This is a genomic window from Mycobacterium tuberculosis H37Rv, from assembly GCF_000195955.2.
GTDB classification, from domain to species: Bacteria; Actinomycetota; Actinomycetes; order Mycobacteriales; family Mycobacteriaceae; genus Mycobacterium; species Mycobacterium tuberculosis.
Genome location: NC_000962.3, coordinates 3,112,415 through 3,128,969 on the forward strand (window position 1 = coordinate 3,112,415; position 16,555 = coordinate 3,128,969).

A 16,555-nucleotide genomic window follows, 5' to 3' on the forward strand; every position below is an offset into this window, starting at 1 on the left:
GGCACGGCCGCTACGTGGGTGCTCTGTCGAGGCCGGCGGGTAGTTGGGTTCTACGCGCTCGCCATGGGGAGCATCGAGCGGATCCGGGTGCCATCGCGGCCGGGCCGGGGCCAACCCGACCCGACCCGATCCCAGTGCTCGTCCTCGCTCGCCTGGCGCTCGACCGGCAGGAGCAAGGCACCGGTCTCGGTGGCGATCTTCTCCTCGATGCCCTCATCCGATCCGTGGCCGGTGCCCGGCACTACGGCGCCCGCGCCCTGGTCGTCGACGCCATCGACGACCGCGCCGCCGAGTTCTACGGTCACCACGGCTTCTTGCCCCTCGAGGGTCGACGCCTCTACCGGCGGATCAGCGACATCGCGCGGGCGCTGGGAGTATGAAGCGCTATCGTCGCTTGGCGACGTGCTGCCGATCGATCGCCTCGAATGGCCTCGTTGTTGTTGTCGTCGGTGATGGGGAGGGGCAACGGCAAGATTTTGGATCCGGTGGTGGCCACCACGGGGATGGGCCGCTCGACGGCGCGGCAGATGTTGACCGGCCCGAGGTTGCCGGGCCCGGCCGAGCAGGTCGACGGGCGTAGCCTTCGGCCTCGGGGCTTCAGCGACGAAGCCAGGGCGCTGCTGGAGCACGTGTGGGCCTTGATGGGCATGCCGTGCGGCAAGTACCTGGTGGTCATGCATGACCTGTGGTTGCCGCTGTTGACCGCTGCCGGTGATCTTGACAAGCCGCTCGTCACCGAGGCGTCGGTGGCCGAGTTGAAGGCGACAGCCCTACCAGGGGCGAATCGCATGCCGCACTGGGCCGCAGGGACACTCCCTGATGGCTTTCCAGCCCGGGCGGTGAGGACGCGCACGTGAAAACCAACCCCCGGTACGGCCCGGCGTTCTACTCAGTGATGACGGTGTTGTTCCTGGCGCTGTTCGTGCTAAATGTGTGCACCCACGGCTCGACGCTGGGCCTGATCAGTACCGGAGGCCTCGCCGTGTTGATGGGCTACATCGGCTACCGGGGCTGGTCCGGCAAGCGCCATATCAACCGGCAATAGCGATCATCGACCGGTTCCGGCACACCTGACCAGCGCCGTCGTCGGCCGCCAACCCCACGGCTCGTGTGCCAGCCGACGGTCACCGTGTCGCGGCGGCGGGACACGAGGAAACTGCCCACCAGCCACACCTACTTCGCGCTCACTTTTAAGTGAGGCACTTCGGCATCGAAGGCGGATAAGACCAAGATCCTGGATCGGGTGGTGTCCACCACCGGGATGGGTCGTTCGACGGCCCGGCGGATGCTGACCGGCCCGGGGCTGCCGGAGCCGGCCGAGCAGGTCGACGGGCGCAGGCTGCGGGCGCGGGGCTTCAGTGACGACGCCAGGGCGCTTTTAGAGCACGTGTGGGCCTTGATGGGCATGCCGTGCGGCAAGTACCTGGTGGTGATGCTCGAGCTGTGGCTGCCGCTTGAGGCCGCCGCCGGTGATCTTGACAAGCCGTTCGCCACCGAAGCGGCGGTGGCGGAGTTGAAGGCGATGAGCGCGGCCACCGTGGACCGCTACCTCAAACCCGCCCGCGAGCGGATGCGCATCAAAGGCATCTCGACAACCAAACCCTCACCATTGCTGCGTAATTCGATCACCATCCACACCTGTTCGGATGAGGCGCCCAAGGTCCCGGGGGTGATCGAGGCCGACACTGTGGCGCACTGCGGCCCGAGTCTAATCGGCGAGTTCGCCCGCACCCTGACGATGACTGATCTGGTGACCGGCTGGACCGAGAACGCCTCGATCCGCAACAACGCGGCCAAGTGGATCCTCGAGGGCATCAAGGAGTGCCAGCAGCGGTTCCCATTCCCGATGACGGTTTTCGATTCGGACTGCGGGGGCGAGTTCATCAATCACGACGTCGCCGGCTGGCTGCAGGCCCGCGACATCGCCCAGACTCGCTCGCGGCCGTACCAGAAGAACGACCAGGCCCATGTCGAGTCCAAGAACAATCATGTGGTGCGCAAACACGCGTTCTACTGGCGCTATGACACCGGCGAAGAGCTGGAGCTGCTCAACCGGCTATGGCCGTTGGTGTCGCTGCGGTGCAACTTCTTCACCCCGACCAAAAAGCCCGTCGGCTACACCAGCACCGTCAACGGTCGCCGCAAGCGCATCTATGACAAGCCGGCCACCCCATGGCAGCGCCTGCAGGCATCGGGCGTCCTTGATGCACAGCAACTCTCGACCGTGGCCGCCCGAATCGAAGGCTTCAACCCGGCCGATCTGACCCGCCAGATCAACGCGATCCAAATGCAGCTGCTCGACCTGGCCAAGACCAAGACCGAGGCCCTGGCCACCGCCCGCCACATCGACCTGCAATCATTGCAACCGTCAATCAACCGATTGGCCAAGGCGAAGTAATGCAAGCCCCCCACGCGCTCACTATGCGTGAGGCACCAGCCACGCTTCGCGCTCACTTCTACGTGAGGCACCTCGGATGCTGTTGCGAATCCTGTTGGGCCGCCCCAGTTTAAAGTGGATGAGCTTGGTAGAGGCGCTTACGTGTACGTTGGGAAAGACGCAACAGTGGTCCTAAACAAAGATGGCCAAGTGGTAACCGCCTGGGCGAACAGCCGGGCTGGATGGAGAAATCCGTGAGCAACGTTCTCGATGCTATTTCAACGGAGCACCGTCCCGTGATCGAGCAAGAATTAGAGAATCGTAATCCCGCTCTCTTCGACGAGCTTCGGCGCACAGAGAAGCCAACCAACGAACAGAGCGACGCTGTTATCGACGTGCTTTCCGACGCCTTGATGAAGACCTTTGGACCTGATTGGGTTCCGAATGATTATGGGTTGAAAATCGAACGAGCAATTGACGCATACTTAGAGACGTGGCCGATATACCGATAATCGCTTGACACCAACTATTGCCAGCACCAGGCGCCTACCGTGCATCGGGAGCGCGGCCGGGCTGGTATTCGCGTGGGACTGAAGGAGCTTAGGCAGGAACGCACATGACGTACGCAGCCAGGGACGATACGACGCTCCCCAAACTGCTCGCACAGATGCGGTGGGTGGTGCTGGTGGACAAGCGTCAGCTCGCGGTGCTGCTGCTAGAGAACGAGGGACCGGTCGCTTCCGCGACGGACACGTTGGATACGCGCGGTGATAGCGACTATGAAAACCAGCCGGTCGACGCAGTGGAGCGGCTATGTCGGCGTTTGGCTGACCAGGCGGTGCGTCAGTGGGGTTTTATGCAGGGCCTCAAGCAGAAGCTCGGACCAGGTGTCGACGTGCGGATGAAGCTGGTGGAGTGGAACCGATGAGCTTTAATGGCTCTTCCGGAATCAGAGTGCATGGATCAGCTGAGCCAGGTTGCCGCAGTGCAGTAGTGAACGGATTCGGTAGTGGGTGAGGTTTCTGAATCCGAGGGCGTTACGGCATAGGGCTTCCAGTCGTCCGTTGATGGCTTCGGTGGGCCCGTTGGACGCGTGGTGGTCGAAGTAGGCCAGCACATCGTGGCGGCAGCGCCACAGGGTGCGGCCTAGTTTGGCCAGTTCCTCTAGTACGACAGGGACACCGGTTCCGGCGCTGACGGTGAGCAGCGCGGGGGCTTGCCGTACCCGGGTTTGTTGTTTGTAGTGCCGGGGCGGCTCGGTGATCAGGTCATTGGTAGGCGACGGCCCTCCCGTCGTCTCTTGCCGGAGTGCTACGGGAGGGCCGCCTGTGTGCGCTTGGAGGCGCAGTGGTCACCGTAGAAGCAGATGTCGATCAAGTCGAGCGTCGGCTGGCGGCCGGTGAGCTGAGCTGCCCGTCTTGCGGGGGTGTGCTGGCGGGCTGGGGCCGGGCTCGGTCGCGGCAGTTACGCGGCCCGGCTGGTCCGGTGGAGTTGTGCCCGCGTCGGTCGCGGTGCACCGGGTGCGGGGTGACGCATGTGTTGTTGCCGGTGAGCGCGTTGCTGCGCCGCGCCGACACGGCGGCGGTGATCGTGTCGGCGCTGGCGGCGAAGGCCACCAGCCGGGTCGGGTTCCGCCGGATCGCCACGGATGTGGCTCGCCCGGCGGAGACGGTGCGGGGCTGGCTGCGCCGGTTTGCCGAGCGTGTCGAGGCGGTGCGGTCGGTGTTCACGGTGTGGCTGTGCGCGGTCGATGCCGATCCGGTGATGCCGGATGCAGGTGGCGGCGGGTTCGTCGATGCGGTGGTGGCGATCGGCGCGCTCGCAGCTGCCATCGGGCGCCGGTTTTCGCTGCCCACGGTGTCGCTGGCTGAGACCGCGGTAGCGGTGTCAGGTGGGCGGTTGTTGGCGCCGGGCTGGCCCGGCGAGTGGGTGCAACACGAGTCGACCCTGCCGTAGCCGTCGATCGGGCCGTAAACCTGTGCGCTGTCGTGTGTTTTGACAGACAGCAAATGGAAAGGAGCGGCCGGTGGCGGTCGGCGATGACGAGGAGAAGGTGCGCGCGGAGCGCGCGAGGGCGATCGGGTTGTTTCGCTACCAGTTGATTTGGGAGGCCGCCGATGCGGCGCATTCCACCAAGCAGCGGGGAAAGATGGTGCGCGAGTTGGCCTCACGCGAGCACACCGATCCGTTCGGGCGGCGGGTGCGCATCAGCCGCCAAACCATCGACCGCTGGATCCGGGGCTGGCGGGCCGGCGGGTTCGACGCGCTGGTGCCCAACCCACGCCAGTGCACACCGCGTACCCCGGCCGAGGTGCTGGAGCTGGCGGTGGCGCTGCGGCGGGAAAACCCGCAGCGCACGGCGGCGGCAATCCGGCGGATCCTGCGTACCCAGTTGGGCTGGGCGCCCGATGAACGCACCCTGCAACGCAACTTCCACCGGCTCGGGCTCACCGGCGCCACCACCGGGTCGGCGCCGGCGGTGTTCGGCCGGTTCGAAGCCGAGCACCCGAACGCCCTGTGGACCGGGGATGTGTTGCACGGCATACGGATTGATCTCCGCAAGACCTATCTGTTCGCGTTCTTAGACGACCATTCCCGGTTGGTGCCCGGCTACCGGTGGGGCCATGCCGAGGACACGGTGCGGCTGGCCGCCGCACTGCGCCCGGCGCTGGCCTCCCGCGGCGTGCCCAACGCGGTGTATGTCGATAACGGCTCGCCCTATGTGGATGCGTGGTTGTTGCGGGCATGCGCGAAACTCGGTGTGCGCCTTGTTCATTCCACGCCAGGTCGGCCGCAAGGCAGGGGCAAGATAGAGAGGTTCTTCCGCACCGTGCGCGAGCAGTTCCTGGTCGAGATCACCGGCGAACCCGACGTCGTCGGCCGACATTACGTCGCTGATCTGGCCGAGTTGAATCGGCTGTTTACGGCCTGGGTCGAAACGGTTTATCACCGCAGCGTGCATTCCGAAACCGGGCAGACCCCGCTGGCCCGCTGGTCAGCCGGCGGCCCCATCCCGCTGCCCGCCCCCGAGACGCTCACCGAGGCCTTCCTGTGGGAGGAGCACCGCCGCGTGACCAAGACCGCCACCGTCTCGCTGCACGGCAACCGCTACGAGATCGACCCGGCGCTGGTCGGCCGGAAAGTGGAGTTGGTGTTCGACCCGTTCGATTTGACCCGCATCGAGGTGCGGCTGGCCGGCGCGCCGATGAGGCGGGCCATTCCGTATCACATCGGGCGCCATTCACACCCGAAAGCCAAACCCGAAACCCCCACCGCACCGCCCAAACCCAGCGGCATCGACTACGCGCAGTTAATCGAGACCGCGCACGCAGCCGAACTCGCCCGCGGCGTCAACTACACCGCCCTCACCGGGGCTGCCGATCAGATCCCCGGCCAGCTCGACCTGCTCACCGGCCAGGAGGCCCAACCGAAATGATGCACAAACTGATCTCGTATTACGGTTTTTCGCGCATGCCATTCGGCCGCGATCTGGCACCGGGCATGCTGCATCGCCACAGCGCGCACAACGAAGCGGTCGCCCGCATCGGCTGGTGCATCGCCGACCGCCGCATCGGCGTCATCACCGGCGAAGTCGGCGCCGGCAAGACCGTCGCCGTGCGCGCCGCACTAGCGAGCCTGGATCGCAGCCGCCACACCATCATCTACCTGCCCGACCCCACCGTCGGCGTCCAGGGCATCCACCACCGCATCGTCGCCTCGCTCGGCGGACAACCCCTCACCCACCACGCCACCCTGGCCCCACAGGCCGCCGACGCGCTAGCCGCCGAACAAGCCGAGCGCGGACGCACCCCCGTCGTGGTCGTCGAGGAAGCGCACCTGCTCGGCTATGACCAACTGGAGGCGTTGCGGCTCTTGACAAATCACGACCTCGACTCGTCAAGCCCGTTCGCCTGCCTGCTCATCGGCCAACCCACCCTGCGGCGGCGGATGAAACTCGGCGTGCTCGCCGCGCTTGACCAGCGCATCGGACTCCGATATGCCATGCCGCCCATGACCGACACCAACACCGGCAGCTACCTACGCCACCACCTCAAGCTAGCCGGACGCGACGATGCCCTGTTCTCCGACGACGCCATCGGGTTGATCCACCAGACCAGCCGGGGCTACCCCCGCGCGGTCAACAACCTCGCCCTGCAAGCCCTCGTCGCCGCCTTCGCCGCCGACAAGGCCATCGTCGACGAATCCACCACCCGCACCGCCATCGCCGAAGTCACGGCAGACTGAACACCACACCGACACCCCGAACACCACCGACCCCGCCGGACATCTCCCGGCGGGGTCATTTCATGACCAAACGTCCTCACCGTCAACGCCGCCATCATGCTCATCCTGAATGCCGGTCAACAGACGCGGTGGCGACCCAGTCGTCGTAGTTTCCGTCCCCTCTCGGGGTTTTGGGTCTGACGACTCGGGCACGGCCGAAACACCGCGCGAAGGGCGGTTCAAGTTTCCGTCCCCTCTCGTGGTTTTGGGTCTGACGACTGGGAGGATGTCACTCGGACATAGCTGTCATCGGCGGTGTGTTTCCGTCCCCTCTCGGGGTTTTGGGTCTGAGGACATGGAGCAGTAGCGTGGCTGTGGTGTGGCGGGCGATATGCGTTTCCGTCCCCTCTCGGGGTTTTGGGTCTGACGACTGCTGCACCTCCCGCACCCGGTGCGATTCTGCGTCCAGTTTCCGTCCCCTCTCGGGGTTTTGGGTCCGACGACCCCGATAGTCGCGCTCGTCCATGTCCCACCATGAGGGTTTCCGTCCCCTCTCGGGGTTTTGGGTCTGACGACTACCTGATAGAAGCCGGAAAGCTCCGTGCCGTCAGGTTTCCGTCCCCTCTCGGGGTTTTGGGTCTGACGACAGGGCACTGGACCTGTATGAGGCACAGATGGCGTACTAGTTTCCGTCCCCTCTCGGGGTTTTGGGTCTGACGACCCGGATCGGTTACCCACGCCGATTTACTGGCCATCGTCGGGTTTCCGTCCCCTCTCGGGGTTTTGGGTCTGACGACACTTGCGCGCACAACGCATCCGCCATCCACGGGGCGTTTCCGTCCCCTCTCGGGGTTTTGGGTCTGACGACCTGAAAGGGGGACTGTGGACGAGTTCGCGCTCAAAATGTTTCCGTCCCCTCTCGGGGTTTTGGGTCTGACGACTTGAACACGCCGATACCTATTTGGTCGGGAGTGATAAAGTTTCCGTCCCCTCTCGGGGTTTTGGGTCTGACGACCGGACTTGATCGACGCGAACCTGTCTGACGCGAACCTGTTTCCGTCCCCTCTCGGGGTTTTGGGTCTGACGACGGCTGGAAAAGGGCGCGGGGCAACCGCATCGTCAAGAGTTTCCGTCCCCTCTCGGGGTTTTGGGTCTGACGACGCGTTGTGGTCGTGTCGTGGAGCCTGTATTTCGCTGGTTTCCGTCCCCTCTCGGGGTTTTGGGTCTGACGACCATTAGTTGGTGTTGTGATCGCTAAACGCCGGGGCAGTTTCCGTCCCCTCTCGGGGTTTTGGGTCTGACGACCTATCCGCGGGAAGAGATCACGAATCCGGCGTCGAAGGGTTTCCGTCCCCTCTCGGGGTTTTGGGTCTGACGACATGCTGAGCTGAGGCGCCGGATGATGGTGGTGCTGAAGGTTTCCGTCCCCTCTCGGGGTTTTGGGTCTGACGACTGACAGGGTGCGGTGGTCGCTGATCGGCTCCCCGAGTTTCCGTCCCCTCTCGGGGTGAACCGCCCCGGTGAGTCCGGAGACTCTCTGATCTGAGACCTCAGCCGGCGGCTGGTCTCTGGCGTTGAGCGTAGTAGGCAGCCTCGAGTTCGACCGGCGGGACGTCGCCGCAGTACTGGTAGAGGCGGCGATGGTTGAACCAGTCGACCCAGCGCGCGGTGGCCAACTCGACATCCTCGATGGACCGCCAGGGCTTGCCGGGTTTGATCAGCTCGGTCTTGTATAGGCCGTTGATCGTCTCGGCTAGTGCATTGTCATAGGAGCTTCCGACCGCTCCGACCGACGGTTGGATGCCTGCCTCGGCGAGCCGCTCGCTGAACCGGATCGATGTGTACTGAGATCCCCTATCCGTATGGTGGATAACGTCTTTCAGGTCGAGTACGCCTTCTTGTTGGCGGGTCCAGATGGCTTGCTCGATCGCGTCGAGGACCATGGAGGTGGCCATCGTGGAAGCGACCCGCCAGCCCAGGATCCTGCGAGCGTAGGCGTCGGTGACAAAGGCCACGTAGGCGAACCCTGCCCAGGTCGACACATAGGTGAGGTCTGCTACCCACAGCCGGTTAGGTGCTGGTGGTCCGAAGCGGCGCTGGACGAGATCGGCGGGACGGGCTGTGGCCGGATCAGCGATCGTGGTCCTGCGGGCTTTGCCGCGGGTGGTCCCGGACAGGCCGAGTTTGGTCATCAGCCGTTCGACGGTGCATCTGGCCACCTCGATGCCCTCACGGTTCAGGGTTAGCCACACTTTGCGGGCACCGTAAACACCGTAGTTGGCGGCGTGGACGCGGCTGATGTGCTCCTTGAGTTCGCCATCGCGCAGCTCGCGGCGGCTGGGCTCCCGGTTGATGTGGTCGTAGTAGGTCGATGGGGCGATCGGCACACCCAGCTCGGTCAGCTGTGTGCAGATCGACTCGACACCCCACCGCAAACCATCGGGGCCCTCGCGGTGGCCCTGATGATCGGCGATGAACCGGGTAATTAGCGTGCTGGCCGGTCGAGCTCGGCCGCGAAGAAAGCCGACGCGGTCTTTAAAATCGCGTTCGCCCTTCGCAATTCGGCGTTGTCCCGCCGCAAGCGCTTCAGCTCAGCGGATTCTTCGGTCGTGGTCCCGGGCCGTGCGCCGGCATCGACCTGCGCCTGGCGCACCCACTTACGCACCGTCTCCGCGCAGCCAACACCAAGTAGACGGGCGACCTCACTGATCGCTGCCCACTCCGAATCGTGCTGACCGCGGATCTCTGCGACCATCCGCACCGCCCGCTCACGCAGCTCCGGCGGGTACCTCCTCGATGAACCACCTGACATGACCCCATCCTTTCCAAGAACTGGAGTCTCCGGACATGCCGGGGCGGTTCAGGGTTTTGGGTCTGACGACTCGCGGCGAGCACGTCTCACCCAGCAGGCGGTGAGGTTGGGTTTCCGTCCCCTCTCGGGGTTTTGGGTCTGACGACACGGACGAGCTGGACCGCATCAGCGATGCTGAGCTGAGGGTTTCCGTCCCCTCTCGGGGTTTTGGGTCTGACGACTTGTCTCAATCGTGCCGTCTGCGGTGACACGCTCCAAGTTTCCGTCCCCTCTCGGGGTTTTGGGTCTGACGACCACCAGGATCAGCGCCAAGCCAGTTAGCGCAATCCAGTTTCCGTCCCCTCTCGGGGTTTTGGGTCTGACGACCTCCCGGACCATCTGCAGCTCGCCCGGGTCCATGCGGTTTCCGTCCCCTCTCGGGGTTTTGGGTCTGACGACCGGAGTCATCCGCGCGGGCCGGCGCGATTGTTGCCGGGTTTCCGTCCCCTCTCGGGGTTTTGGGTCTGACGACTGGCGATTTACGACGCTGACGGGAACTCGTGCGAATGTTTCCGTCCCCTCTCGGGGTTTTGGGTCTGATCCGCGAAATTCACTGCGCGTTATTCAAGGTTTCCGTCCCCTCTCGGGGTTTTGGGTCTGACGACCCGAGCCGACCATCCGCATCACACCGAAAGGGTTGGCGCAAGTTTCCGTCCCCTCTCGGGGTTTTGGGTCTGACGACACGTGGGGAGAGGGAATGGCAATGATGGTCGACGAAGTTTCCGTCCCCTCTCGGGGTTTTGGGTCTGACGACCTCGGACAGCATCTCCCCGGGCGGGCAGCAGATATCCCATGTTTCCGTCCCCTCTCGGGGTTTTGGGTCTGACGACCGACCCGTGGCCGCCAGGTTGCCGCCGCCGTTGCTCACCTGGTTTCCGTCCCCTCTCGGGGTTTTGGGTCTGACGACCCGGAAGTCAACTAGAGCGGGTGTCGAACGCTGCCCGGTTTCCGTCCCCTCTCGGGGTTTTGGGTCTGACGACATGCGAATCCGCTGTCAGCACATGGGATTCCGAGTGTTTCCGTCCCCTCTCGGGGTTTTGGGTCTGACGACCTAGGCGGCCCCGGCGAGGCTGGGGGCGGTTTCACGCGTTTCCGTCCCCTCTCGGGGTTTTGGGTCTGACGACCAGCGCAGACGGCAGCCCCGAGTACTCGCTCTCCTCAGGTTTCCGTCCCCTCTCGGGGTTTTGGGTCTGACGACAGGCTGAAATTGAAGCCGGAAATGACGACGCATTGGTGTTTCCGTCCCCTCTCGGGGTTTTGGGTCTGACGACCTAAGCCCGCTAATCCCGCACAAGTGGTCAGAAAAGTTTCCGTCCCCTCTCGGGGTTTTGGGTCTGACGACCTGATGATTGGTCGGCGTATGACGTGCTACTGAGGTGTTGTTTCCGTCCCCTCTCGGGGTTTTGGGTCTGACGACTAGAAGGCGATCACTGGAAGCACGGCGCTTGCGAGTTTCCGTCCCCTCTCGGGGTTTTGGGTCTGACGACTTGGTCAAAAGCTGTCGCCCAAGCATGAGGCAAAAAGTTTCCGTCCCCTCTCGGGGTTTTGGGTCTGACGACACGACTAGGGGAGCGTGATCCAGAGCCGGCGACCCTCTATGGTTTCCGTCCCCTCTCGGGGTTTTGGGTCTGACGACGTGCAAGAATTCCGGGTTGCAGTGCAACACGGTTTTAAGTTTCCGTCCCCTCTCGGGGTTTTGGGTCTGACGACTCTATGGACAATTCGTCCAGCGTGTGGTAACAATGCCTGCTGATGATGTCAAAAGAACACAAACTCCTCTGCGCTGACAAGCCGTCCCCTTCCGTAGAACGTAACTGCCGCAACACCTCTTATCTTATAGATCCGGATGTTGTCGCAGTCGATGGCGAAGCGGTCGATACGTGCAACTAGTTTCGCGAGCTGGCCCTTCGTCAGCATCGCTTCGAATGCGGACTCTTGGACGCGATAGCCAAACCCGGCCAGGATCTTCGCAAGTGAAGCCCGCCGCCGGTTGTCGCTGATGTCGTATATTACGAGGACGAACATCTTGCCTATAGTGCCGCTGGACTCGTCCACTTTGAGCGGGAGATTGAAGTACTCCTCACGGCTGCGAGTGGGCATTTAGGCTCCGGATGGCTCGGAGGTGATATCGATATCGACGAGCCGCGACGGGTGCCCGGCTTCGATAACACGCACGAGGCTTTGCAGTTGCAAGTCGAGGGCGTACTGAAAGGTGTATCGGTGAGGATCGCCTTTGATGTAGGTGGCGGTTCGTGCGATTCGATTACCAAAGGCGCGCGCGATGGATCGTGTGGCTTCCCGTGTCGCGAAGACGGCCCCCGTGTCGGAGTTCTTGCTGAAAGCCCGGGTGTCGACCACACCGTCCGCGATCAATCGAAGTACGGTGTCATCGATGATCGGCGCCCGCCATACCTCCATGAGGTCGCTCGCCAACGTTGCGTGCCCTCGTGAATCCTGGTGTAGGAAACCGATATACGCGTTCAGGCTGTGACGCTCGATCGCCCCTATGATGTTCTTGTACAGCAGCGAATAGCCGAGGCTGACCATCGAGTTGAAGGCGTCCAACGGCGGCCGAGTCGAGCGGCCCTGGAATGCGAACTCCTGCGGGACGAGATGCCCCAGCGCGGTGAAGTATGCCTTTGCGGCATTTCCCTCGAACCCGTTCAACTCCGCCAGGGAGCCCGATCGATCGACCCAGGCCAGCGAGTGCTTCATCGTGCGGATGCTCTCAGCAACGTCTTGCCCCGACGTGTGTGCCCGAATCAAGGCCTGCTGATTCAGGATCTTCCTCGACACGATCCGCTTGCTTAACGACAGGCAGAACGCAGGATCGTCGGTGCGGTGAACTTGCTGACGGAGCCGCGGCGCGTATGACACGTCGGGTGTTGAGATCCGGCCCTGGTAGTGGCCGTCGGTCGTGAAGAGCTGGATGTCGCGCTCACGCTTGAGCATCTCAACGATGAAGGGCGTTGTCATCGTCGGCCGCCCAAACAGCGTGATGCCGTCCAGCGTCTCGATCGGATACTGGCTCTCGCCGAGCTCCTCGCTCCACACGATCACCCGGCCGTCGGCAAAGCTGATCCGCGACACGGAGTCCGAGACATACAGCTGCACCATCTTGCGCACCTGTTAGCCCAGCGGTGCCATATCAATCTGCCGGATGATCTCGTCGTTCAACCGGTCATAGAGCGTCAAATCAGCGCCTGTTTCGCGGGCGAGGATCTTCAGCAGTTGTTCTGGGAGAAGGCCGCCATCCTTCGTGATGCGATCCTCACTGATTGAGACGATCTCGTGTGCTGCGGTGTTGCGGACCCGGCTCTCGAACCTTCCGAGTACTTCAAGAGCACCAACTCGATCGGGTGCGAATTGGCGGAGCAGTGCGAGCCAGTCCTTGGTGTAGAGGTACCACTCCGCGTTTGGCGATTTCGGAGGGTGCTTGAGCGCGCACCGTATCTCCGGCTCTCTTTCCAGCTTTCGGCGGTCGACGCGGCCCATGTCGTCGAGATAGCGGTCCTCCGGAAGGTGTTTTGCCACAGCCGCCCTGAGCACGATAGTGATTGCCGGGGTAGCTGATCGTGCGAATTCAGCCCATTGCTCGCGCTTTGCCAGCAGCGCAAGAGCACTTATGTACTCAGCGACCTTGTTCGCGGGGTCATACGTGAACGCGGTGTCCTTAAAGAACTTTGGCGCTACGAGGTGTTCCAGCCTCGAGCGGTGCATCGCGCCGCGGATCAGATTGCTCACTTGATCGGGCAGGCGCGAGTCTGCCGCGATCGTCACTGCTGCCGAGTAGTCGTACGACACGATCAGCTGCTTCAGGTTGGCCCGCTCAAGCAGCGCGCCGAGCGCAGCGGAAGTCGCCTCAAAGCAACGGTTGGGGGCTCCAGGCTGATTGTCGTCGTTTGCGTCCCACATTAGTTCGAGGTCGTAAGCGTCTGGGGATTCACGATCGCCAGGCTTGCTCAATGCCCGGGCAGGCGTGCTTACTTGCACAGCGGTGGTCCTGGGAATGCCAAACACATTTATGGCCACCAGCGCCGCCTGCATCGCAGGGGTGCCGGAACTGGTATTCAGCAGAATGGTTCGATCAGGGAACTCAGCCGACAGTTCAACCAGGTGGTTGCGGAAAACCGGCACGAAAAGGTCGAACCTGTGCACCGACGGGTTGGTATAGGTGACTATGCGAACGTCGGTCTCAGGCGCGAGCCGCGTGATTGCCGCGGAGTACCGCCGGTCCGCGTTCTCAAAGGCAGCTATCTCGGCGCTGAGGAATAGCACGACAACTATTGGTCGATAGTGGCGGACGATGTGTAGCATCGGGCCGTCGCCGAGCGCGGTGATCGGGTCCGCAGTTCCGATAGGCGAGAACAGGATCATTCGGCTCTCCTGATCGACAGCTCGCACTGACCCATCTCGTAGCATATGTTGTCGATCTTGGTTCGCTTCAAGACAAGTGGTGAGACGCGTAGTTCGCGCGTCTTGTCGACGTGCTTGACTACCTTCCCGAACTGGGCGTCGAGCACCTTCGCCATGTCGTCTTGGTCGGTGACAAAGGTCTTGCTCCGATAGCCGGCTCCGCCGCCCAGATAGACAATTGGGCCAACTATCGCGTTCACGCCAGGGTACATGGCTCTGTACTCCGCGTAACGCGCCTGATTCACGGACGCGGCTGTCTCGGCCAGCGTTTCAAGGAACCGCTCGCCCTCACGCCAGCCGCCGCGAGCGGTGGGACTGGTGTCGACCACCACGCGGTGCGAGATTGAGGTTCCCGGCGCCAAACATTCCCGGAAGAGCGGCAGGCCATCAGGCTTGCCGTGGACATTCATGTCCATCTTCTGGCAGATCAGCAGATCGCTTGTTCTCAGTGCAGGTGAGTCGGTGACCCTGATCGCCTGAAACAGGTCGTTGACCGCGTCTTGCGGACGGGTGTTGGGGCGCCCCGATTTGCGCAACTCCTTCCGCTCAAACCTTTCGCCGTACTGCCGGTGCTCCCGCGTCTGGTGTCCCGGAACACGAACAGGTTGGGCCGTCCGCTTATGCACAAGCGACTGCAGGTAGATGCTGCGAAGCATTCCCTTGACAGTCGAACCCGGCACGTAGGGCCTTCCAAGAGGGTCTTTGATGAAAGCGTGAATCTCGTTGAGCGTAAGCTTCTTTCGAGTCATGCGCCCGCCTCGACCACGAGATGCACGTCGCGGTTCGATCGACCCGATCTTCACCTCGTAACCTCGATGCTTAGCAGGATCCAGCTTGACCGCGTTTGGCTCTACCCACTCTTTGAGTGGCGCCGTCGCCTGTGCCCCATCGGTGTTCATGACGAACGCTTCGAAAGACTTCCTCTTGTGAGCCGGAATGTCTGCGTAAAGAAGTTCCATGTCCGGGAAGTAGACCCGGTCGCCCTCCACGTGGTACTCCTTCGAGGTCCGCTTCTCGCCGGATCCGATAAACACCGGCCCCAGGCACCGCAGCGTGAGTTCGAACGGCTTCAGGTAGGTGTTCATGCGGCGGACTCCGGGAGTGCGAGAAATAGCGGTCGCGCGTAGCTGTAGACCGGATGGTTTCCGCCCAGGCTGACGTCGAGGATGCCTCCTTGGAAGGGTCGCGAGAAGACCGAGCCGGCGGCGAATTTGTAGATGTCGCGTTTGCGCAGGGGCATGTCAGCGTATGTGCTCGACGCGACGAATCCACTGCGCTTGACGAGGCGGTACGTCGCGCCGGCGAGTGCGGCTTCGAGCTCGTCGTCCGTGGGTAGGGATGTCGTGAGCGTCATCAGACTGGCCGCGTCGACTGTCGGCGTGAGTGCGGCGGGTGCTTCTGACTCGGTAAGGTTAAACGCTCCGAACCCGCTTGTCCGTTCGCCGCCCAGCGCGGAGATCCCTTTCAACAGCCTGGTGAGTAGGCCGAGCTCGGACTCGGATCCGGTCGCCAGCAACCACAGACCCGCGTCCAGCTCGAACCGGAAGTAGCCGACACGGTACGGGTCGGCGTCTTTCTTTCCGTTGTGGATCGCTGCCTTCGCTGACACGGCGTGGACACCGATCTTGGTCTGCCGCGCCGCGAGTTCTTTCAGGTCGGCCGTGCCATCGAGGAAGCTGCCAAGCTGGGCAGCGGGAAGAAAGCCGATCTTCTTCGCCAGCTTCTTCTGCATACTTGAGCCGTCGGACCGAACGCTGTGCAGGGGCTTGGGAACCAGGTAATCGGGCCCCACATAGGGCAGCAGATCGGTCAACCGCAGCGTCGAGCACGCAACGAGTTCGCCAAGCAGCTGCTGGCCACCCATCCGTAGCGCTTCAACGCAAAGCGCAGAGTAGAGGGTGTCCGCGGGGCAGCTAATCGTGGACGACTCGAGGCCGTGGTCGCCGAAGTGTGTGCGGTCGAAGTCGAACCTAAACAGCCGCGAGTTCATGGTTTAGCTTCTCCAGCAGAGAACCGTCGAGGGCGCCGACTGCGGCGCGGGCTTTCAGGTTGCTGAACTTGACCTGCCCGTAGCCACGGGTTCCGCTGCCGCCGAGGTAGTCGAGTTCGAGCAACTTCAGGCCGCGCGCGATGGCGTTGAAGTCCTCGATGATCTCATCGGAGGAAGGCAGAGACGCCTTCTGTTCCTCGCCGGGGGTGCCGAAGGAGACCTCGTAGACAAGTGAGAACGCGAACTCGCTGCCGGGGATCACGCGTTCCATCTGGCGAAGGTTTGCCTTTGCGGTCACCCGGTTGATGGCGTTCTCGAATTTCACCTCGGTGAGAGTCTTAGCGCCGCGGGCTTCGAGGTCGTCTTTGTTGGTGAGCTTCGTGTCGCGGAAGACGAGTCGGCCCGTCATGTACTCCTCGGTGTCGCCGAAAAGCCGACGGATATGGGCGTGGTCCTCATTCGGCTTCCTGTAAAACGTTTCTGTGTCGGCGCCGTATTGGCGGGACAGCAAGGTGCGGACCTTGCCCTTCAGGCTGGTACCCGGAATCATCGGCAGCCTGCTCAGCGGATCACGAACGACAGGCTTGTCGACCGCGCCGATGGCGGAGAAGCCATCGCCGGCCCCGATCTGCAGGCCCGTCAGGACGGTCAGTGTCCCGGTTATCTCGATCTTGGCGTAGCTCGTAGTCATTGGGTT

15 protein-coding genes and 48 other annotated features are annotated in these 16,555 nt (G+C 63.0%); of the genes, 8 read left to right on the top strand and 7 right to left on the bottom strand.

All coding sequences use genetic code 11. The annotated features are described in order from the left end of the window. Positions 1-50 precede the first annotated feature (50 nt). A complete protein-coding gene (locus Rv2804c; protein NP_217320.1) occupies positions 51-680 on the bottom strand; it encodes a hypothetical protein in 630 nt (209 codons plus the stop codon). Here Rv2804c and Rv2805 point away from each other — a divergent pair. The 8 genes from Rv2805 (at position 453) to Rv2813 (ending at position 6,622) form a co-directional block, all read left to right on the top strand. Continuing rightward, a complete protein-coding gene (locus Rv2805) occupies positions 453-857 on the top strand; it encodes a hypothetical protein (protein ID NP_217321.1) in 405 nt (134 codons plus the stop codon). The genes Rv2804c and Rv2805 overlap by 228 nt on opposite strands. Continuing rightward, the gene (locus Rv2806; protein NP_217322.1) at positions 854-1,045 is read left to right on the top strand and encodes a membrane protein; all 192 of its coding nucleotides are present in this window, start codon (positions 854-856) and stop codon (positions 1,043-1,045) included. The genes Rv2805 and Rv2806 overlap by 4 nt, the downstream gene beginning before the upstream one ends. 198 nt (positions 1,046-1,243) lie before the next feature. After that, the gene (locus Rv2807) at positions 1,244-2,398 is read left to right on the top strand and encodes a hypothetical protein (RefSeq protein NP_217323.1); all 1,155 of its coding nucleotides are present in this window, start codon (positions 1,244-1,246) and stop codon (positions 2,396-2,398) included. A 233-nt stretch (positions 2,399-2,631) separates the two neighbouring features. Then, on the top strand, positions 2,632-2,889 hold the full coding sequence (locus Rv2808) for a hypothetical protein (RefSeq protein NP_217324.1): 258 nt from the start codon (positions 2,632-2,634) through the stop codon (positions 2,887-2,889). Between the two features lie 104 nt (positions 2,890-2,993). Then, positions 2,994-3,305 (top strand): hypothetical protein, encoded by a 312-nt coding sequence (locus Rv2809; RefSeq protein NP_217325.1) that lies wholly within the window; start codon positions 2,994-2,996, stop codon positions 3,303-3,305. A 24-nt stretch (positions 3,306-3,329) separates the two neighbouring features. After that, positions 3,330-3,728 (bottom strand) — a mobile genetic element (IS1555', len: 399 nt. Probable defective Insertion sequence element, IS1555. This region is a possible MT-complex-specific genomic island (See Becq et al.,2007).). Continuing rightward, on the top strand, positions 3,725-4,333 hold the full coding sequence (locus Rv2811) for a hypothetical protein (RefSeq protein NP_217327.1): 609 nt from the start codon (positions 3,725-3,727) through the stop codon (positions 4,331-4,333). (Overlaps the previous feature by 4 nt.) 69 nt (positions 4,334-4,402) lie before the next feature. After that, positions 4,403-5,811: a mobile genetic element (IS1604, len: 1409 nt. Insertion sequence IS1604. This region is a possible MT-complex-specific genomic island (See Becq et al., 2007).), on the top strand. Then, complete coding sequence (locus tag Rv2812) at positions 4,404-5,813, top strand: transposase (RefSeq protein NP_217328.1); 1,410 nt, start codon at positions 4,404-4,406, stop codon at positions 5,811-5,813. (Overlaps the previous feature by 1,408 nt.) Further along, a complete protein-coding gene (locus Rv2813) occupies positions 5,810-6,622 on the top strand; it encodes a hypothetical protein (protein ID NP_217329.1) in 813 nt (270 codons plus the stop codon). Before Rv2812 ends, Rv2813 begins: the two co-directional genes overlap by 4 nt. A gap of 148 nt (positions 6,623-6,770) precedes the next feature. Beyond that, positions 6,771-6,806: a repeat region (36 bp direct repeat, 36 out of 36 bp identical to sequence GTCGTCAGACCCAAAACCCCGAGAGGGGACGGAAAC. This region is a possible MT-complex-specific genomic island (See Becq et al., 2007).), on the bottom strand. Beyond that, positions 6,771-11,162, bottom strand: a repeat region (4392 bp direct repeat region. This region is a possible MT-complex-specific genomic island (See Becq et al., 2007).). Its footprint overlaps the feature before it by 36 nt. Next, positions 6,845-6,880, bottom strand: a repeat region (36 bp direct repeat, 35 out of 36 bp identical to sequence GTCGTCAGACCCAAAACCCCGAGAGGGGACGGAAAC. This region is a possible MT-complex-specific genomic island (See Becq et al., 2007).). (Overlaps the previous feature by 36 nt.) Continuing rightward, positions 6,921-6,956, bottom strand: a repeat region (36 bp direct repeat, 35 out of 36 bp identical to sequence GTCGTCAGACCCAAAACCCCGAGAGGGGACGGAAAC. This region is a possible MT-complex-specific genomic island (See Becq et al., 2007).). Then, positions 6,997-7,032 (bottom strand) — a repeat region (36 bp direct repeat, 36 out of 36 bp identical to sequence GTCGTCAGACCCAAAACCCCGAGAGGGGACGGAAAC. This region is a possible MT-complex-specific genomic island (See Becq et al., 2007).). After that, positions 7,070-7,105 (bottom strand) — a repeat region (36 bp direct repeat, 35 out of 36 bp identical to sequence GTCGTCAGACCCAAAACCCCGAGAGGGGACGGAAAC. This region is a possible MT-complex-specific genomic island (See Becq et al., 2007).). Next, positions 7,142-7,177: a repeat region (36 bp direct repeat, 36 out of 36 bp identical to sequence GTCGTCAGACCCAAAACCCCGAGAGGGGACGGAAAC. This region is a possible MT-complex-specific genomic island (See Becq et al., 2007).), on the bottom strand. After that, positions 7,213-7,248 (bottom strand) — a repeat region (36 bp direct repeat, 36 out of 36 bp identical to sequence GTCGTCAGACCCAAAACCCCGAGAGGGGACGGAAAC. This region is a possible MT-complex-specific genomic island (See Becq et al., 2007).). After that, positions 7,287-7,322, bottom strand: a repeat region (36 bp direct repeat, 36 out of 36 bp identical to sequence GTCGTCAGACCCAAAACCCCGAGAGGGGACGGAAAC. This region is a possible MT-complex-specific genomic island (See Becq et al., 2007).). Further along, positions 7,363-7,398: a repeat region (36 bp direct repeat, 36 out of 36 bp identical to sequence GTCGTCAGACCCAAAACCCCGAGAGGGGACGGAAAC. This region is a possible MT-complex-specific genomic island (See Becq et al., 2007).), on the bottom strand. After that, positions 7,434-7,469: a repeat region (36 bp direct repeat, 36 out of 36 bp identical to sequence GTCGTCAGACCCAAAACCCCGAGAGGGGACGGAAAC. This region is a possible MT-complex-specific genomic island (See Becq et al., 2007).), on the bottom strand. After that, positions 7,507-7,542 (bottom strand) — a repeat region (36 bp direct repeat, 36 out of 36 bp identical to sequence GTCGTCAGACCCAAAACCCCGAGAGGGGACGGAAAC. This region is a possible MT-complex-specific genomic island (See Becq et al., 2007).). Further along, positions 7,581-7,616: a repeat region (36 bp direct repeat, 36 out of 36 bp identical to sequence GTCGTCAGACCCAAAACCCCGAGAGGGGACGGAAAC. This region is a possible MT-complex-specific genomic island (See Becq et al., 2007).), on the bottom strand. Continuing rightward, positions 7,654-7,689 (bottom strand) — a repeat region (36 bp direct repeat, 36 out of 36 bp identical to sequence GTCGTCAGACCCAAAACCCCGAGAGGGGACGGAAAC. This region is a possible MT-complex-specific genomic island (See Becq et al., 2007).). Beyond that, positions 7,727-7,762, bottom strand: a repeat region (36 bp direct repeat, 36 out of 36 bp identical to sequence GTCGTCAGACCCAAAACCCCGAGAGGGGACGGAAAC. This region is a possible MT-complex-specific genomic island (See Becq et al., 2007).). After that, positions 7,799-7,834, bottom strand: a repeat region (36 bp direct repeat, 36 out of 36 bp identical to sequence GTCGTCAGACCCAAAACCCCGAGAGGGGACGGAAAC. This region is a possible MT-complex-specific genomic island (See Becq et al., 2007).). Then, positions 7,871-7,906, bottom strand: a repeat region (36 bp direct repeat, 36 out of 36 bp identical to sequence GTCGTCAGACCCAAAACCCCGAGAGGGGACGGAAAC. This region is a possible MT-complex-specific genomic island (See Becq et al., 2007).). Beyond that, positions 7,945-7,980 (bottom strand) — a repeat region (36 bp direct repeat, 36 out of 36 bp identical to sequence GTCGTCAGACCCAAAACCCCGAGAGGGGACGGAAAC. This region is a possible MT-complex-specific genomic island (See Becq et al., 2007).). Then, positions 8,019-8,054: a repeat region (36 bp direct repeat, 36 out of 36 bp identical to sequence GTCGTCAGACCCAAAACCCCGAGAGGGGACGGAAAC. This region is a possible MT-complex-specific genomic island (See Becq et al., 2007).), on the bottom strand. Next, positions 8,090-8,109: a repeat region (20 bp partial direct repeat, CCCCGAGAGGGGACGGAAAC,of sequence GTCGTCAGACCCAAAACCCCGAGAGGGGACGGAAAC. This region is a possible MT-complex-specific genomic island (See Becq et al., 2007).), on the bottom strand. Further along, positions 8,109-9,483, bottom strand: a mobile genetic element (IS6110-11, len: 1375 nt. Insertion sequence IS6110. This region is a possible MT-complex-specific genomic island (See Becq et al., 2007).). (Overlaps the previous feature by 1 nt.) Further along, positions 9,087-9,413: a sequence feature (similar to insertion sequence element IS6110 transposase(fragment); Putative Transposase for IS6110 (fragment). Identical to many other M. tuberculosis IS6110 transposase subunits. The transposase described here may be made by a frame shifting mechanism during translation, the sequence UUUUAAAG maybe responsible for such a frameshifting event (see McAdam et al., 1990). This region is a possible MT-complex-specific genomic island (See Becq et al., 2007 PMID:17545187).), on the bottom strand. Its footprint overlaps the feature before it by 327 nt. Next, positions 9,468-9,483 (bottom strand) — a repeat region (16 bp partial direct repeat, GTCGTCAGACCCAAAA, of sequence GTCGTCAGACCCAAAACCCCGAGAGGGGACGGAAAC. This region is a possible MT-complex-specific genomic island (See Becq et al., 2007).). After that, positions 9,524-9,559: a repeat region (36 bp direct repeat, 36 out of 36 bp identical to sequence GTCGTCAGACCCAAAACCCCGAGAGGGGACGGAAAC. This region is a possible MT-complex-specific genomic island (See Becq et al., 2007).), on the bottom strand. Then, positions 9,599-9,634, bottom strand: a repeat region (36 bp direct repeat, 36 out of 36 bp identical to sequence GTCGTCAGACCCAAAACCCCGAGAGGGGACGGAAAC. This region is a possible MT-complex-specific genomic island (See Becq et al., 2007).). Beyond that, positions 9,672-9,707, bottom strand: a repeat region (36 bp direct repeat, 36 out of 36 bp identical to sequence GTCGTCAGACCCAAAACCCCGAGAGGGGACGGAAAC. This region is a possible MT-complex-specific genomic island (See Becq et al., 2007).). After that, positions 9,744-9,779: a repeat region (36 bp direct repeat, 36 out of 36 bp identical to sequence GTCGTCAGACCCAAAACCCCGAGAGGGGACGGAAAC. This region is a possible MT-complex-specific genomic island (See Becq et al., 2007).), on the bottom strand. Beyond that, positions 9,816-9,851 (bottom strand) — a repeat region (36 bp direct repeat, 36 out of 36 bp identical to sequence GTCGTCAGACCCAAAACCCCGAGAGGGGACGGAAAC. This region is a possible MT-complex-specific genomic island (See Becq et al., 2007).). Beyond that, positions 9,889-9,924 (bottom strand) — a repeat region (36 bp direct repeat, 36 out of 36 bp identical to sequence GTCGTCAGACCCAAAACCCCGAGAGGGGACGGAAAC. This region is a possible MT-complex-specific genomic island (See Becq et al., 2007).). After that, positions 9,961-9,996, bottom strand: a repeat region (36 bp direct repeat, 32 out of 36 bp identical to sequence GTCGTCAGACCCAAAACCCCGAGAGGGGACGGAAAC. This region is a possible MT-complex-specific genomic island (See Becq et al., 2007).). Further along, positions 10,022-10,057: a repeat region (36 bp direct repeat, 36 out of 36 bp identical to sequence GTCGTCAGACCCAAAACCCCGAGAGGGGACGGAAAC. This region is a possible MT-complex-specific genomic island (See Becq et al., 2007).), on the bottom strand. Further along, positions 10,099-10,134 (bottom strand) — a repeat region (36 bp direct repeat, 36 out of 36 bp identical to sequence GTCGTCAGACCCAAAACCCCGAGAGGGGACGGAAAC. This region is a possible MT-complex-specific genomic island (See Becq et al., 2007).). After that, positions 10,171-10,206 (bottom strand) — a repeat region (36 bp direct repeat, 36 out of 36 bp identical to sequence GTCGTCAGACCCAAAACCCCGAGAGGGGACGGAAAC. This region is a possible MT-complex-specific genomic island (See Becq et al., 2007).). Then, positions 10,247-10,282, bottom strand: a repeat region (36 bp direct repeat, 36 out of 36 bp identical to sequence GTCGTCAGACCCAAAACCCCGAGAGGGGACGGAAAC. This region is a possible MT-complex-specific genomic island (See Becq et al., 2007).). Continuing rightward, positions 10,324-10,359: a repeat region (36 bp direct repeat, 36 out of 36 bp identical to sequence GTCGTCAGACCCAAAACCCCGAGAGGGGACGGAAAC. This region is a possible MT-complex-specific genomic island (See Becq et al., 2007).), on the bottom strand. Further along, positions 10,397-10,432, bottom strand: a repeat region (36 bp direct repeat, 36 out of 36 bp identical to sequence GTCGTCAGACCCAAAACCCCGAGAGGGGACGGAAAC. This region is a possible MT-complex-specific genomic island (See Becq et al., 2007).). Further along, positions 10,468-10,503, bottom strand: a repeat region (36 bp direct repeat, 36 out of 36 bp identical to sequence GTCGTCAGACCCAAAACCCCGAGAGGGGACGGAAAC. This region is a possible MT-complex-specific genomic island (See Becq et al., 2007).). Continuing rightward, positions 10,541-10,576 (bottom strand) — a repeat region (36 bp direct repeat, 36 out of 36 bp identical to sequence GTCGTCAGACCCAAAACCCCGAGAGGGGACGGAAAC. This region is a possible MT-complex-specific genomic island (See Becq et al., 2007).). Further along, positions 10,615-10,650, bottom strand: a repeat region (36 bp direct repeat, 36 out of 36 bp identical to sequence GTCGTCAGACCCAAAACCCCGAGAGGGGACGGAAAC. This region is a possible MT-complex-specific genomic island (See Becq et al., 2007).). Beyond that, positions 10,688-10,723 (bottom strand) — a repeat region (36 bp direct repeat, 36 out of 36 bp identical to sequence GTCGTCAGACCCAAAACCCCGAGAGGGGACGGAAAC. This region is a possible MT-complex-specific genomic island (See Becq et al., 2007).). Beyond that, positions 10,759-10,794 (bottom strand) — a repeat region (36 bp direct repeat, 36 out of 36 bp identical to sequence GTCGTCAGACCCAAAACCCCGAGAGGGGACGGAAAC. This region is a possible MT-complex-specific genomic island (See Becq et al., 2007).). Continuing rightward, positions 10,834-10,869, bottom strand: a repeat region (36 bp direct repeat, 36 out of 36 bp identical to sequence GTCGTCAGACCCAAAACCCCGAGAGGGGACGGAAAC. This region is a possible MT-complex-specific genomic island (See Becq et al., 2007).). Then, positions 10,904-10,939: a repeat region (36 bp direct repeat, 36 out of 36 bp identical to sequence GTCGTCAGACCCAAAACCCCGAGAGGGGACGGAAAC. This region is a possible MT-complex-specific genomic island (See Becq et al., 2007).), on the bottom strand. Next, positions 10,976-11,011: a repeat region (36 bp direct repeat, 36 out of 36 bp identical to sequence GTCGTCAGACCCAAAACCCCGAGAGGGGACGGAAAC. This region is a possible MT-complex-specific genomic island (See Becq et al., 2007).), on the bottom strand. Next, positions 11,053-11,088, bottom strand: a repeat region (36 bp direct repeat, 36 out of 36 bp identical to sequence GTCGTCAGACCCAAAACCCCGAGAGGGGACGGAAAC. This region is a possible MT-complex-specific genomic island (See Becq et al., 2007).). Next, positions 11,127-11,162: a repeat region (36 bp direct repeat, 36 out of 36 bp identical to sequence GTCGTCAGACCCAAAACCCCGAGAGGGGACGGAAAC. This region is a possible MT-complex-specific genomic island (See Becq et al., 2007).), on the bottom strand. Before the next feature lie 48 nt (positions 11,163-11,210). On the opposite strand, the gene Rv2816c is transcribed toward Rv2813, so the two are convergent. The 6 genes from Rv2816c to Rv2821c form a co-directional block, all read right to left on the bottom strand. Further along, a complete protein-coding gene (locus tag Rv2816c; protein NP_217332.1) occupies positions 11,211-11,552 on the bottom strand; it encodes a CRISPR-associated endoribonuclease Cas2 in 342 nt (113 codons plus the stop codon). Further along, positions 11,553-12,569, bottom strand: a complete 1,017-nt coding sequence (locus Rv2817c; RefSeq protein ID NP_217333.1) for a CRISPR-associated endonuclease Cas1 — start codon at positions 12,567-12,569, stop codon at positions 11,553-11,555. A 12-nt stretch (positions 12,570-12,581) separates the two neighbouring features. Further along, the gene (locus Rv2818c; RefSeq protein ID NP_217334.1) at positions 12,582-13,730 is read right to left on the bottom strand and encodes a CRISPR-associated protein Csm6; all 1,149 of its coding nucleotides are present in this window, start codon (positions 13,728-13,730) and stop codon (positions 12,582-12,584) included. A 95-nt stretch (positions 13,731-13,825) separates the two neighbouring features. Beyond that, positions 13,826-14,953, bottom strand: a complete 1,128-nt coding sequence (locus Rv2819c; RefSeq protein ID NP_217335.1) for a CRISPR type III-associated RAMP protein Csm5 — start codon at positions 14,951-14,953, stop codon at positions 13,826-13,828. After that, positions 14,950-15,858, bottom strand: a complete 909-nt coding sequence (locus Rv2820c) for a CRISPR type III-associated RAMP protein Csm4 (RefSeq protein ID NP_217336.1) — start codon at positions 15,856-15,858, stop codon at positions 14,950-14,952. Before Rv2820c ends, Rv2819c begins: the two co-directional genes overlap by 4 nt. Beyond that, a complete protein-coding gene (locus tag Rv2821c) occupies positions 15,839-16,549 on the bottom strand; it encodes a CRISPR type III-associated RAMP protein Csm3 (protein ID NP_217337.1) in 711 nt (236 codons plus the stop codon). The genes Rv2820c and Rv2821c overlap by 20 nt, the downstream gene beginning before the upstream one ends. Positions 16,550-16,555: the final 6 nt, after the last annotated feature.